The organism is Falsiroseomonas sp. (assembly GCF_051860665.1).
Classification (GTDB): domain Bacteria; phylum Pseudomonadota; class Alphaproteobacteria; order Acetobacterales; family Acetobacteraceae; genus Falsiroseomonas.
Window position 1 is genome coordinate 1 of the sequence record NZ_JBHYDM010000029.1, and the last position, 13,441, is coordinate 13,441.

General features: G+C 71.9%; 13 protein-coding genes. 5 read left to right on the plus strand and 8 right to left on the minus strand.

Going from position 1 to position 13,441, the window contains the following annotated elements:
- Positions 1-295: 295 nt before the first annotated feature.
- A complete protein-coding gene (locus ACTIF1_RS21365; RefSeq protein ID WP_439598488.1) occupies positions 296-1,426 on the minus strand; it encodes an OmpA family protein in 1,131 nt (376 codons plus the stop codon).
- A gap of 462 nt (positions 1,427-1,888) precedes the next feature.
- On the opposite strand from ACTIF1_RS21365, the gene pyk reads away from it, so the two are divergent.
- Together pyk and ACTIF1_RS21375 are read left to right on the plus strand one after the other, a co-directional pair.
- Positions 1,889-3,322 carry a pyruvate kinase gene (gene pyk / locus ACTIF1_RS21370; protein ID WP_439598536.1) on the plus strand — a complete coding sequence of 478 codons (1,434 nt, stop codon included), beginning with the start codon at positions 1,889-1,891 and terminating at the stop codon, positions 3,320-3,322.
- 74 nt (positions 3,323-3,396) lie between these two features.
- Entirely contained in the window at positions 3,397-3,840 is a 444-nt protein-coding gene (locus tag ACTIF1_RS21375) for a hypothetical protein (RefSeq protein ID WP_439598489.1), read from the plus strand.
- 3 nt (positions 3,841-3,843) lie between these two features.
- Here ACTIF1_RS21375 and ada read toward each other — a convergent pair whose 3' ends face one another.
- The 4 genes from ada to glcF form a co-directional block, all read right to left on the minus strand.
- Complete coding sequence (gene ada / locus ACTIF1_RS21380) at positions 3,844-4,917, minus strand: bifunctional DNA-binding transcriptional regulator/O6-methylguanine-DNA methyltransferase Ada (protein WP_439598490.1); 1,074 nt, start codon at positions 4,915-4,917, stop codon at positions 3,844-3,846.
- Positions 4,918-4,986: 69 nt separating this feature from the next.
- The gene (locus ACTIF1_RS21385) at positions 4,987-5,556 is read right to left on the minus strand and encodes a hypothetical protein (protein ID WP_439598491.1); all 570 of its coding nucleotides are present in this window, start codon (positions 5,554-5,556) and stop codon (positions 4,987-4,989) included.
- Between the two features lie 42 nt (positions 5,557-5,598).
- The gene (locus ACTIF1_RS21390) at positions 5,599-6,588 is read right to left on the minus strand and encodes a Bug family tripartite tricarboxylate transporter substrate binding protein (protein WP_439598492.1); all 990 of its coding nucleotides are present in this window, start codon (positions 6,586-6,588) and stop codon (positions 5,599-5,601) included.
- A gap of 64 nt (positions 6,589-6,652) precedes the next feature.
- Positions 6,653-7,990 (minus strand): glycolate oxidase subunit GlcF, encoded by a 1,338-nt coding sequence (gene glcF, locus ACTIF1_RS21395; protein WP_439598493.1) that lies wholly within the window; start codon positions 7,988-7,990, stop codon positions 6,653-6,655.
- A 182-nt stretch (positions 7,991-8,172) separates the two neighbouring features.
- On the opposite strand from glcF, the gene ACTIF1_RS21400 reads away from it, so the two are divergent.
- Positions 8,173-8,349 carry a hypothetical protein gene (locus tag ACTIF1_RS21400; RefSeq protein ID WP_439598494.1) on the plus strand — a complete coding sequence of 59 codons (177 nt, stop codon included), beginning with the start codon at positions 8,173-8,175 and terminating at the stop codon, positions 8,347-8,349.
- 37 nt (positions 8,350-8,386) lie between these two features.
- Here the strand turns inward: ACTIF1_RS21400 and ACTIF1_RS21405 are convergent, their stop codons facing one another.
- The 3 genes from ACTIF1_RS21405 to ACTIF1_RS21415 are packed head-to-tail and all read right to left on the minus strand — an operon-like array spanning position 8,387 to position 12,509.
- Positions 8,387-9,916 (minus strand): M81 family metallopeptidase, encoded by a 1,530-nt coding sequence (locus ACTIF1_RS21405; protein WP_439598495.1) that lies wholly within the window; start codon positions 9,914-9,916, stop codon positions 8,387-8,389.
- Complete coding sequence (glcE, locus tag ACTIF1_RS21410) at positions 9,913-11,085, minus strand: glycolate oxidase subunit GlcE (RefSeq protein ID WP_439598496.1); 1,173 nt, start codon at positions 11,083-11,085, stop codon at positions 9,913-9,915. Before glcE ends, ACTIF1_RS21405 begins: the two co-directional genes overlap by 4 nt.
- Positions 11,082-12,509: an FAD-linked oxidase C-terminal domain-containing protein gene (locus ACTIF1_RS21415; RefSeq protein WP_439598497.1), complete on the minus strand. Its 1,428-nt coding sequence runs from the start codon at positions 12,507-12,509 to the stop codon at positions 11,082-11,084. The genes glcE and ACTIF1_RS21415 overlap by 4 nt, the downstream gene beginning before the upstream one ends.
- A gap of 129 nt (positions 12,510-12,638) precedes the next feature.
- Here ACTIF1_RS21415 and ACTIF1_RS21420 point away from each other — a divergent pair, with 129 nt between their 5' ends.
- On the plus strand, positions 12,639-12,998 hold the full coding sequence (locus ACTIF1_RS21420) for a hypothetical protein (protein WP_439598498.1): 360 nt from the start codon (positions 12,639-12,641) through the stop codon (positions 12,996-12,998).
- The gene (locus ACTIF1_RS21425) at positions 12,995-13,348 is read left to right on the plus strand and encodes a hypothetical protein (protein WP_439598499.1); all 354 of its coding nucleotides are present in this window, start codon (positions 12,995-12,997) and stop codon (positions 13,346-13,348) included. Before ACTIF1_RS21420 ends, ACTIF1_RS21425 begins: the two co-directional genes overlap by 4 nt.
- The last annotated feature ends 93 nt before the right edge of the window (positions 13,349-13,441 follow it).

A 13,441-nucleotide genomic window follows, 5' to 3' on the forward strand; every position in this document is an offset into this window, starting at 1 on the left:
GAAGACCTGCTGCCACAACGCATCCTCCTCCTGAGGTGAGAAGGATGCACCACTACTCCTCGGGACTACACACCTAGGGCATTCGGAAGCCCGCCGTGGGGAGGCTTGGCCTGACACGAAAGATGCTGGTCGCAGCGATGTAGAGGGACGCACCATCAAGGGTGGCCACGGAGACCAGGGACATGGACGGCACTCCTTCTGGAGCCACACCATTCCATTTTCGGTCTTATCTCGCAATCAAACAAAAAGGCCGGGGGATCGCTCCCCCGGCCCGTTCTCGCGCGTGGCGACCTGCTCAGCGCAGGACGATTTCCACGCGGCGGTTCTGCGGCTCGCGCACACCGTCGGCGGTCGGCACCAGCGGGCGGCTCTCGCCGAAGGCCTGGACGCTGATGTTGCTGCGCTGGATGCCACGGCGCTCCAGCTCGGAGGCCACGGCGCCGGCGCGGCGCTCGGACAGGCGCTGGTTGTACTGCGGCGAGCCCGAGCGGTCGGCGTGGCCGGCCACTTCGATGCGCGTCACGCCCTGGCTGGTCGCGCTCTGCGCCGCATCGCCGATGATCTGGCGGGCACGGTCGGTCAGGTCGGCGCGATCGAAGTCGAAGAACACCAGGTAGGTGCGGGCCGGCGCCGGGGCGGCGGCGGGCATCGGCGCGGGCGCCGGGGCAACCACCGGGGCCGGGCTGGTCTGGCCGAAGGCGTAGCGCAGACCGATCAGGATGGAGTGGTTGTAGTTCTCGGACTTCGTGCCAGTGCGGGCCACGGAGAAGGAGCCACCGCCCGAGCTGGTGTCGATGTCGTGCTCCAGCGTGCCGAGGAAGCGATACTCCGCCGTCAGCGCCAGGCCCGGGGCCCACTGGGTCAGCGGCATGGCGGCGCCGACGATCGCCTGGTAGGCGAAGCGGCCATCGGTGCCGTCGCTGTTCACGCTGCCGCCCAGCACATTGGCGCGGACGCCATCGAACTCGCGCCAGATATAGCCGGCGCCGACGCCGACATAGGGCATGAAGGAGACGCCGCCGAAATTGGCGCCGATGTCGAAGTCATAGAGCGCATTGGCCATCACGCCGTAGCTGCGGGCGGTGCCGGAGGCGCGGACCGGGCCGGCGCCACGGAAGCCGCTGATGGTGTCCACCTCGTTCTCGCGGTAGCTGCCCTCGATCTCGGCGCGCAGGCCGTTGCCGAAGCCGTAGCCCAGGCTGACCACGCCCACCCAGCCCATGTCGAAGGACACGTCGCCACCCGTGGTGTTGCCGCGCGCGCGCAGCGAATCGGCCAGCGTGCCCGTCGCGTTGATATTCGCGTCCTGCAGCCAGTTCACGCCCGCGCCGGCGCCAATGTAGATGCCGTTCACCTGCTGGGCCTGGGCGGCGCCGAGCGGCAGCAGCAACATGGTCGTCGCGAGCAGGGCATTCCGAAAATTCATAACCTATTCTCCTGGCTGGACGAGCCATTCCGCGCCGGGGGTGGAGGGTCCGGCAGCAGCGTCCTGGCCACCCAACGCGGGTTCCCTGGAAAAGGTGGCAGGGGCCAAAAACTTCCGGGAGGGGTGTGGCAGGAAGGACGCAGTGGGTGAACGGTCTCCCAATGCCCTTCGTTACACTTACCAATATTAAGTAAAATTCGACATCTGGTAGCGCGTGCTTATTGATGCTAACTTAGTTGCATGCGCGACCCCACCCTCGAAGCCCTGCTGACCCAGCGCGGCGCCGTCACCCGCATCGCAACCGCCCTCGGCATCTCCACGGCCGCCGTCTCGCAATGGCGCCGGGTGCCGGAGGATCGCGTGGCCGAAGTCGCCCGCGCCCTTGGCGTGCCGCCCGCCGCGGTGCGCCCGGATGTGACGGAGCCACCCGAATCGCCGCGTCGCGAAGGAACCATCCGCCCTATGCCGAGCCGCCCCCCGCTGCGCCGCCGTCGCCGCACCAAGATCATCGCGACGCTCGGCCCGGCCTCCTCCAGCCCGGAGGTGATCGAGCGGCTGTTCCGCGCCGGCGCCGATGTCTTCCGCCTCAACTTCAGCCATGGCAGCCACGAGGACCATGCCGCGCGCATCGCCACCATCCGCGCGCTGGAGGAGAAGGTCGGCCGCCCCATCGGCATCCTGGCCGATGTGCAGGGCCCCAAGCTGCGCGTCGGCAAATTCCAGGCGGGACGGGTGCAGCTGCAGACCGGCCAGAGTTTTCGGCTCGACCTCTCGCCCAACCCCGGCGATGTGCGCCGCGTGCAGCTGCCGCATCCCGAGATCATCGCCGCCGCCGGCATCGGCACCACGCTGCTGCTGGATGACGGCAAGCTGCGGCTGCGCGTGACCCATAAGCGGGAGGATCACCTGGAGACCCAGGTGGTGGTCGGTGGCCCGCTGTCCGACCGCAAGGGCGTGAACGTGCCGGACGTGGTGCTGCCGATCCCGGCGCTGACGGAGAAGGACCGCGCGGACCTCGACTTCGTCCTGGAACAGGGCGTGGAGTATATCGGCCTGTCCTTCGTGCAGCGGCCGGAGGATGTGATCGAGGCGAAGCAGATCGCCGACGGCCGCGCCTGGATCATGGTGAAGATGGAGAAGCCGCAGGCGGTCGAGAATCTCGACGCGATCCTGGCGGAGGCCGATTGCGTCATGGTGGCGCGCGGGGACCTCGGCGTGGAATGCCCGCCGGAGGAAGTGCCGCTGATCCAGAAGCAGATTGTCCGCGCCTGCCGCATCCTCGGCAAGCCCGTGGTGGTGGCCACCCAGATGCTGGAGAGCATGATCACCGCCCCCTCCCCCACGAGGGCGGAGGCGCAGGACGTGGCGACCGCGGTCTTCGATGGCGCGGATTGCGTGATGCTCTCGGCCGAGACCGCGGCGGGGCAATTCCCCTTCGAGGCGGTGAACATCATGGACCGCATCATCGCCCGCGTGGAGCAGGACCCGGAGTGGCGCAAGCTGACGGATGCCGCCAGGCCGGCGCCGGAGCGCAGCTCCGCCAGCGCCATCGCCGCCGCCGCCCGCCAGGTGGCGCAGACCATCGAGGCGGAGGCGATCGCCACCTTCACCTCGACGGGCTCCACCATGCTGCGCGTGGCGCGCGAGCGGCCGAGCTGCCCGATCCTCGGCCTGACCGCCAGCCTGCAGACGGCGCGGCGCATGGCGGTGGTCTGGGGCGTGCATCCCATGACCACGGTGGAGCTGCATTCCATGACGGACATGGTCGCCAAGGCGATCCGCGCCGCCAGCATGGAGGGTTTCGCGAAATCGGGCGACGAGGTGGTGGTGACCGCCGGCGTGCCCTTCGGCACCCCGGGGACGACAAATGCGCTGCGGGTCGCCGTAGTGAAGTGACGGCCGGGCGCGGCGGCCCCTTGCCTTGGGCGCCGCGCCCGCGTTTGGTGCGCGCCACTCTCGGAGCAAGCCAGATGAGAATCCGCAGCCTCGCCTTTGCCCTGCCGCTGCTGGCGGCCCTGCCGGTCCTGGGTGCCACGCCGGCGGCGGCGCAGCGCGCCGGGCTTTATGACGTGACCGGCACCAACCTGGATGGCAGCGCCTATACCGGCGTGGCGCAGATCCGCACGGTGGGCCTCGCCTCCTTCGCCATCATCTGGCGCATCGGCAACCAGTCCGTGGAAGGCGTGGGCTTCGCCTCCGGCCGCACCGTGGCCGTGGCCTATGGCCTGTCGCAGCGGCCGGGCATCGGCATCTATACGCTGAACCCGGATGGCAGCATGGAAGGCGAATGGACCATCGTGGGCGCGCCGGCCAATGCGCGGGAACGCCTGGTGCCGCGCGATACCCCGCCGGCCGCCGCCCCGGCCGCACCGGCCGCCCCGCCCGCCGTGGTGCCGCCCGCCACGCCGCAATAGCCCCTACCGCCCCCGCGCGCGCTTCTCCCCGGCCAGAAGCGCCGCCTTGCGCGGCACGCCCCAGCGGTAGCCGGTGAGGTCGCCGCTGGCGCCGACCACGCGGTGGCAGGGCACCATCAGCGAGACCGGGTTGCGGGCGCAGGCGCGCGCCACGGCCCGCGTCGCGGCGGGCATGCCCATCTCCGCCGCCAGGCCGGAATAGGTGCGGGTCTCGCCGAGCGGGATGCGCACCAGCGCCTCCCACACCCTGCGCTGGAAGGCGGTGCCGCGCAGGTCGAGCGGCAGGGCCAGCGCCGCGCTGGGCTCGGCCAGGAAGGCGGCCACCTGGCGCACCGCCTCGGCCAGGGACTCGGGGGCGGGCTCCAGCCGCGCCCTGGGGAAGCGGGCGCGCAGGTCGCCCTCCAGCGCCGCGGGCGGCTCGGCGAAGCCGATGAAGCAGATCCCCTTCTCGGTCGCGCCGACCAGCAGCGGCCCCATGGCGCTTTCGGCATGGGCGATGCGGATCACCTCCCCCGCCCCGCCGCGCCGCGCCGCGCCGGGGGTCATGCCGAGGTGCCGGGCGGTATCCTCATAGACGCGGCTCTCGCTGCCGAAGCCGGCGCCGGCCACCGCCTCCGCCACCCGGTCCCCGGCGGCGAGCGCGGATTGCAGGCGGCGCGCGCGAACGCCTTCGGCATAGCTGCGCGGCGTGACGCCGGTGATCTCCCGGAACAGGCGCAGGAAGTGGTGGCGGGCATAGCCGGCGCGGGCGGCGAGCGTCTCCAGGCTCGGGATGGTCTCCGCCGCCTCGATCAGCGCGCAGGCGGCGGCCACCGCCTCGGCCTGCATGGCCGCGCGCTCCCCCTTCGGGTCGCAGCGCCGGCAGGCCCGGAAGCCGGCGGCCTCGGCGCTGCCGGCATCGGCGAAGAAGCGGGTATTGCGGCGCAGCGGCGGGCGGGCCGGGCAGCCGGGGCGGCAGAAGATGCCTTGCGTCGTGACGGCGTAAAGAAAGGGGCCGGAAGCGGGCGTCGCATCGCGGTCCAGCACGGCCTGCCAGCGCAGGGCATCGGGGTCCAGGGTCATCGGCGCCTCGGGCATGGCTCTCACCGTCCTTTTCGTGCCCGCATCTGGCCCCTCAGCTTGGGCGGCGGCCATCCGGCGGTTGCGCTACAGCGCATCACCCTCCGCCCGGCGCGCCAGGTCCCGCCGCCGCATCTCGCCGCCCGGCAGCCTCGGGTGCAGCGCCAGCGCCGCGTCCAGGCTGCGCAGGGCGCCGCGCAGGTCGCCCGCCTCCTCCTGCAACTGGGAGAGCTGCACCAGCGCGCCGAAATGGCGCGGCTCCAGCAGCAGGGCCTGTTGCAGGTCCCGCGCCGCGGCCACGCGGTCGCCGAGCCGTCCATGGGCGCTGGCGCGCAGCAGCCAGGCATCGGCCGCCGCCGGCTCCAGCACCAGGGCGGCGTCGAAATCCTCCAGCGCCTCCGCCGTCTCCTGCGCCTGCAGGTTGCGCTGACCGCGGCGCAGCAGCAGGCCGGCGGCGGGGGAGACGGCCTGGCTCCAGAGCGCGCGGATGCGCGCCTCCACGATCTGGCCGCCGCCCTGGTCGGGGGCGGTCCGCAAAGCCTCGAACAGCCGGTCCAGCTCCGCTTGCCGCGCCTCCGCGGCGCCGGGCCGCGGCGGGGGCGTCTGCGCCTGGACCGGCAGGGCGAGGAGAAGCAGCAGCGCGGCGGAACGGATCATGCGCCCAGCCTCCGGCATCCCGCCGCCCCCATGCAAGGCCAATCAGCCGGCGAGGTTGATCCCGGCCTCCCGCACGATGCCGCGAAACTTCTGCAACTCGGCGGCGAGGAAGGCGCGGGTCTGTTCCGGGGTGGTGGCATCCGCCGCATCCACGCCGGCGCCGGCCATGCGCTGGCGCACCGCGGGATCGGCCAGCACCGCAACCGCAGCCTCGTTCAGCCGGGCGAGGATCTCGGGCGGCAGGCCCTTCGGCCCCAGCAGCACGTTCCAGGTGGTGATATCAAAACCCTCCAGCCCCGCCTCGGCCAGGGAGGGGATTTCGGGCATCAACGGATGCCGCCGGGGGATGGTGACCGCCAGGCCGCGGGAGGTGCCGTCGCGCAGATGCGGCGCGGCGGAGGCGAGGACCTCCACCGAGAACTGCACATCGCCCGAGGCCATGGCCGTCATCACCTGCGCGCCGCCGCGATAGGGAATGTGTTCCGCCCGCAGCCGTCCGGCGCGGGAAAGCAGGAATTCCCCGGTCAGGTGCCCGATGCCGCCGGCGCCGGAGGTGGCGAAGGACAGTGCCCCCGGGCTGGCCCGCAGCTCCGCCAGCAGGTCCTGGATGGTACGGAAGGGGGACCGGCCGGAGGCCACGATCACCATCGGCCCGCCGCCCACGACGGCGATCGGCGAGAAATCCTCCACCGGGTCATAGGGCGTGGTGGCCGGCAGCGCCGCCGGGTTGGTGGCGTGGGAGGAGGCGGTGCCGATCAGCAGGTTGTAGCCATCCGGCGCCCGCTGCCGGACGTAGTCCGCGCCCAGCGACCCGCCTGCCCCGGCGCGGTTCTCCACAACGATGCGAGCGCCATTGCCGAGCCGGCTGGCCATGCCATCGGCCAGGATGCGGGCCGCGATATCGGTGGAGCCGCCGGCGGTGAAGGGGACCACCAGCGCGATGGGCCGCGCCGGCCAGGCGGGCTGCGCCGTGGCGCCCCGGATCACGACGGGGCTGGCCAGGCTGGCGGCGAGCAGGGTCCTGCGATGCATTCTGTCCGTTATCTCCCTCATACCGTCCCGAAGGACCTGCACCCGGCTGTAGAGGGTCCGGAAATTATCGCAAGTGGCTGGATTTTTGGCGCGCCGCCAGGACGGGCGCCAGCGCAGCAGGCTCCGGCCCGCCGGCCATCCAGTCGAGCAGCTCCACCGTATGGATGGTGGGCATGGCGCCGCCCGCGAGCTGGGTGAGGCAGCCGATATTGCCGGCGGCGATCACATCGGCGCGGGTGCGGTCCAGATTGGCCAGCTTGCGCTCCCGCAACTGCCCGGCGATCTCGGGCTGCATCAGGTTGTAGGTGCCGGCGCTGCCGCAGCAGATATGCCCCTCCGCCGGTTCCTTCACCGTGAAGCCGGCGCGCTTCAAAAGCTCCTTCGGCGCGGCGGTGATCTTCTGGCCGTGCTGCAGGGAACAGGCGGCGTGGTAGGCGACCGTCAGCCCCGGCTTGTCCCGCGTCGGCGCATAGTCGAATTTTTGCAGAAGCTCGGAGATGTCCAGCGTGAGCGTGGAGATGCGGGTGGCGGCCGCGGCCTCGGGCTCCATGCGGAACATGAAGCCGTAATCCTTCACCGTGGTGCCGCAGCCGGAGGCGTTGACCACCACCGCATCCAGCCCCTCCCCCTCCAGCTCCGCCGTCCAGGCCGCGATATTGGCGCGCGCCAGGCGCATCGCCGGGTCGTGGTGGCCCATGTGGTGATCCAGCGCGCCGCAGCACCCCTGGTCCTGCCGCACCACCACATCGAGGCCCATGCGGGTCAGCAGGCGGATGGTGGCGTCGTTGATGGAGGGCGCCAGCACGCGCTGGGCGCAGCCGGTCAGCAGCGCGACACGGCCGCGGCGCGGCCCCTGCGCGCGATGCACGCCCGGGCGGTCCAGCAGCCCGGGCGCCGGCACCTTGGCGGGCGCCAGCTTCAGCATGGCCCGCAGCCGCTGCGCCGGCATCGAGGCGCCGGGCACGAAGCGGGCGAGGCCACGGCCGAGCGAGGCACCCCGCAGCGCCGCGCGAAACCGGGCGGGATAGGGCAGCAGCGCCGAAAGCAGCCGGCGCAGGGCACGCTCAACGGGCGGGCGCTGGTAGGTCTCCTCGATATGCCGGCGGGCGTGGTCGACCAGGTGCATGTAGTTCACGCCGGAGGGGCAGGTCGTCATGCAGGACAGGCAGGAGAGGCAGCGGTCGACATGCCGCACCACCTCCTCCGTCGCCGGCCGGTCGTTCTCCAACATGTCCTTGATCAGGTAGATGCGGCCGCGCGGGCTATCCAGCTCATCGCCCAGCAGCAGGAAGGTGGGGCAGGTGGCGGTGCAGAAGCCGCAATGGACGCAGGTGCGGAGGATGCGGTTGCTCTCGGCCGTATCCGGATCCCGGAGCTGCGCCTCGGTGAAGCTGGTCTGCATCCTGGGTCCCCCGCTGCTCGGGAAGATAGGGTGCCGGACGCGTGGGCGAAAGTCGCGACACGCTGCGGGGGAACCCCGACTGCGGCACGACGCTTGCTCCCTGAGGGAGGCAAGGGGCATTCGCGGCGTTTTGCACTGCAAAACGCAATGAATTCCCTCCAGACGCTCAGGAGAATCGCAAGATGCGTGACACCGCGACCGACCACCGCCCCGTCACCCAGTCCGAGCCCGAGGCCCACACCGCCTGGCTCGGCGCCACCGAGGCCGCCCGGCAGCAGGCGCTGCTGCGCGTCACCCCGCCGGTGGCGAAGGACGAGATCCGCTACGACCGCCGCCGCGGCGACCGCCGCCAGGCGTGACGGGCGGCCTCAGCCCCCCGGCCGCCTCCGGGCGGCCTCAGCCCCACGCCGCCTCCGCATCCAGCGGATAGACGGGGCGTGGCAGGCCGCGGAAATCGAAGCGGGACAGCACCGGGCTGACCAGGCCCGGCGCATCCACCTCCAGGATGCGGTCGGGGGTCGCGTAGATGTCGAAGCCGGCGCGGAAATGGCCGCGCGACTTCACCACGATGGTGCGCGCCGCCGCCACCTCCACGCCCAGGATCTCCAGCATCGCCGGGTCCAGCAGCTGGCGGCGCAGCGAGCCCACCGCCAGCAGCAGGCCGCTGCCCTCCAGCTCCAGCAGCGCCGCGGGGCCGATGGAGAAGGCGCGGCCGGCGAGCGTGCCGCGGCGGCCGATGCCCGTGCCATCCGACAGGGCGCGGACCTGGGCGGGGGCGGCAAAGGTCTCGGCGAAGGGGCCTGGGGTGGCATTGGCCACCGCCTCGATCCGCGCCCCCTGCCCGGCCGCATGCGCCGCGGCGGCGAGCTCCGGGTCCACCAGGATGCCGAAGACCACGCCCTGGGCGCCCGCCGCATGCAGGGCCGCCAGCAGCGCCGTGGTATTGCCGCCCCCGCCGCCGCCCGGATTGTCCGCCACATCGGCCAGGATCAAACGCGGCGTGGCGGGATCCGTGCCGGCCGCCACCGCCGCCGCCACCGCATCCTCGATCGGCGTCAGAATGCGGGCCAGGGCTTCGCGCTGCTGCCAGATCCCGTTCGACAGGCGCTCCGCCACATCCACCGCCGCGCCGACATGGCCCGGCCGCGCGGAGGCCCAGACGCAGAGGCCGCACTTGGCGATATCGGTATAGACGAAGCCGCCGGTGACGGAGACGCCGAGCAGGTTCGGATCCTCCTCCCGCGCCAGCACCCCGGCGCGGATCGCCTCGGCATAGGGCGAGTCCTCCGCCGTCAGCAGCGTGACGGTGGGCGGCGTCAGCGGCAAGCGGATGAAATGGGTCTCCGGCCGCTCCCCGGTCTCCAGGATCCGGCGCAGCGCATCGGCGGCCTCCGCCGCGCGCTCGCGCATATCGACATGGGGATTGGTGCGATAGGCGATCAGCAGGTCCGCCAGCGCCACCTGGCGGTCCGAAACATTGCAATGCAGGTCGAGCGTGCCGACGATCGGCACATCCGGCCCCAGCAGGTCGCGCAACAGCTGCAGCACGGCGCCATCGGTGTCGTCTTCCTCCGCCGCGCGGCTGGCGCCGTGGCTGGCGACATAGACGCCATCGATGCGGCCTGCGGCCGCCAGGCCCGCCTGGATGATCTCCAGGAACTCCGGGAAGATCCCCGGCGCCATGGTGCCGCCAGGGGGCGCGGTGATGAGAATGAGGGGCACCGGCTCCCAGTCCCCGGTCGCATCCATCCGGGCGTAGAAGCCGGGGATCTCGGCCGGCAGGGCGCTGGTGGGGGCGCGCGCCTGGGTGGTGATCGCCTCGCCCTCGGCCCAGGACTGCTGCTGGAAATCACGCCGCGTGGTGGGGGGCGAGAAGGCGTTCACCTCCAGGTGCAGGCCGAGGATGGCGATGCGGGGGACACTCACGGGCTGGACCTCATGCGGCCGGGGTTGAAGAGGCCGAGCGGGTCGAGCGCCGCCTTCACGCGGGCGCCGATCGCGGCCAGGGCAGGCGCCTCCTCGGTCAGCACCGGCACGGCGGCGCGCAGCGGCGCGGGGGCGCGGAACAGGGTGAAGCTGCCGCGCGCCGCCGTGGCGGCCTGCATCACGGCGACATGCGCGGCCTCCGTCGCCGGCCCCGCCACCCAGACCAGCCCGCCACCCCAATCCAGCAGCAGTTTCGGGCCGAAGGCCGCCTGAAGCCTTGCGGCCAATGCGGGCGCGGCGCTGGGGCGGAGGGAGAGGCGCCAGATCGCGTCATCGGGCGCCGCGCCCAGCGGTTCGGCATCGCGGATTCCGCGCCATAGCTCGGAGGAGTCCGGCAGCAGCGTGACCTCGCCGAGTGGCGCGAGATCCTCGCGCAGCCGTCCGGCACGGTAGTCCACGGAGGAGGGAAAATCCTCCAGCCGCAGCAGGGCCGTGGCGCCCTTCGCTTCCAGCCGCAGCGCGGCGCCGGTGACGCCATAGGGGCTGGTGAGGCCGGCCGAGAGGGCGCGGACGCCTGCCGCCAGGTCCGGCACGGCGACCGCCAACGTCGCGCTCGCCTTCGCGGCCGGCAGCACCTTCAGCGTCACCTCGGTCAGCACGCCGAGCGTGCCGTGGCTGCCCGCCAGCAGCTTGCACAAATCGAGGCCGGTGACGTTCTTCAGCACCCGCCCGCCGCTGCGCACCACCTCCCCCGCCCCGTTGACGAAGCGGATGCCGAGCAGATGGTCGCGGATCGCCCCCACCGTGATGCGGCGCGGGCCGGAGAGATTGGTGGCGACGATGCCGCCGATGGTGGCGGGCTCCGCCACGCCGAAGATGCCGCGCGTATCGGGCGGCTCCGGCGCCAGCATCTGGCCGTGCTCGGCGAGTGCCGCCTCGATCTCCGGCAGCGGCGTGCCGGCGCGGGCGGAAAGCACCAGCTCGGTCGGCTTGTAGAGGGTGATGCCCGTCAGGCCGCGCGTGGTGAGGCTGCGCGCCGCCTGCACCGGGCGCAGCAACCCGCGCTTGCTGCCATGCCCCTCGATCGACAGCGGCGCCCGCGCGGCGATGGCATCCTGCACGGCGGCGACGACGCCGGCCTCATCGGCTGGGGCAAGCAACGCGCTCATGCGGGTTCGGTCAGCGGGAAGACCTTGTGCGGGTTCAGCAGCCAGCCCGGGTCAAAGGCGGTCTTGATGGCGCGCTGCTGCGTCAACTCGTGCGGCTGGAACTGGACATGCATCAGGTCCCGCTTCTCCACGCCCACGCCGTGTTCGCCGGTGAGGCAACCTCCGACTTCCACGCACAGCTTCAGGATATCGGCGCCAAAATCCTCGGCGCGGCGAAAACTGGCGGGGTCGTTGGCGTCGTACATGATCAGCGGGTGCAGGTTGCCGTCGCCGGCGTGGAAGACGTTCGCCACCTGCAGCCCGTATTGCGTGCTCATCTCGCCGATGCGCGTCAGCACATGCGGCAGCTCCCCGGTCGGGATGGTGCCGTCCATGCAGAGATAGTCGGGCGAGATGCGGCCGACCGCGCCGAAGGCCCCCTTGCGGCCCTTCCAGATCGCCATGGATTCCTCGGCGCTTGTGGCGACCTTCAGGCTGATCGGGTCGAAGCGGGCACAGATTTCCTTGATCTGGTCGAGCAGCTCGTCCTGTTCGGCGACGCTGCCCTCCACCTCGATGATCAGCATCGCCTCGGCGTCGAGGGGATAGCCGGCATGGGCAAAGGCCTCGCAGGCATGGATGCAGGGGCGGTCCATGAATTCGAGGGCCACGGGAATGATGCCGCTGCCGATGATGGCGTCCACGGCCGCGCCGGCGATCTCGGTGCCCTTGAAAGCGGCGAGCATGGCGCGGGCGCCTTCCGGGCCGCGCAGGATGCGGACGGTGACCTCCGTGACGATGCCGAGCATGCCCTCGCTGCCCGTCATCAGGCCGAGCCAGTCATAGCCCGCCGCATCCAGGTGGTCACCGCCGACCTCGACGATCTCGCCCGTGGGCGTCACCAGCTTCAGGCCAAGCAGGTTGTTCGCGGTGACGCCGTATTTCAGGCAATGCGCGCCGCCCGAGTTCATGTTGACGTTGCCGCCGATCATGCAGGCCAGCTGCGAGGACGGGTCGGGCGCATAGAAAAAACCCTCATGCTCCACCGCCTTGGTGATGCCGAGGTTCGTCACCCCGGCCTCCACCACCGCGAGCCGGTCGTCGAAGTCGATCTCCAGGATGCGGTTCATCCGCATCAGGCCGATCACCACCGCATCCTCCAGCGGCAGGGCGCCGCCCGAGAGGCTGGTGCCGGCGCCGCGGGGCACCACGCGGATGCCGTTCTCATGGCAGTAGCGCATCACCGCCGCCACCTGCTCCGTCGTGGAGGGCAGCACCACGGCGAGCGGCATCTGGCGATAGGCGGTCAGGCCATCGGTCTCATAGGGCCGCATGCGCAGCGCCTCATGGATCACGGCATCGGCGGGCAGCAGGCCGAGCAGCGCGGCCACGATCTCATCGCGGCGGGCCAGGATCTCCGGCTTGGGCGGCGGCAGGGCGATCATGGCGCTTCGGGCTCCGTTTGCGACGGCTTGGACCGGGAAGATGGCCCCGGCGCGCAAGGGCGGCAAGCGATCAGGATTCGGTCGCAATCCGATGCCATGATGCGGCTTCGATATGAAGGAGGATCCGCCATGCGCCGCCTGCTCGCCACCGCCACATTCCTGGCGCCCCTCATATTCACGACCGGCGCCGAGGCGCAGCGCGCCGGCGCCTATGTGGTGGAGGGGGTGGGCGCCGATGGCAGCCGCTATACCGGGGCCGCCCAGCTTACCCCCACCGGCCCGCAGACCTGGCGGATCAGCTGGCGGGTGGGCGGCGAGACCATCGAGGGCGTGGCGGTGGACAGCCGGGGGATGCTCTCGGTCGCCTATCGCCACGGCGGGCTGCTGGGCAGCGCGCTGTATGAGGTGCGGCCGGATGGCAGCCTGGTGGGCATCTGGACCTCGGGCCAGGAGGGCGGGCTCGGGCGCGAGACGCTGTCGCCGCGATGACCCGGTTGATCCTCGCCGCGCTGCTGGCACTGTCCGCGGCGCCGGCCCTGGCGCAGCAGGCCGGCACCTATCTGCTGGAAGGCCGCGGCCGGGACGGCGCGGCCTATCAGGGGGAGGTGCAGTTCAAGCCGGTAGGGCCGGAGGTCTGGCAGGTGACCTGGCGCACCGGCAGCGGCGTGACCCAGGGCCTGGCGCTGCGCCAGGGCACGCGGCTGGCCGTGGGCTATGTCTCCCGCCAGGGGGAGACGGGCGTCGCGCTTTACGAGGTGCAGCGGGACGGCACGCTCACCGGCAGCTGGACCCAGGGCGCCAGCGGCGCGCGTGGCCAGGAGCGGCTGTATCCGCGCTGAGCGCCAAATGCGTCGCGGCGCGCCCGGGGGGGCCCCGGCCCGGCGCGGCCGAAACGCAACCCCCCCACAAGGGAGGGGGCCCCCCGGAAACCC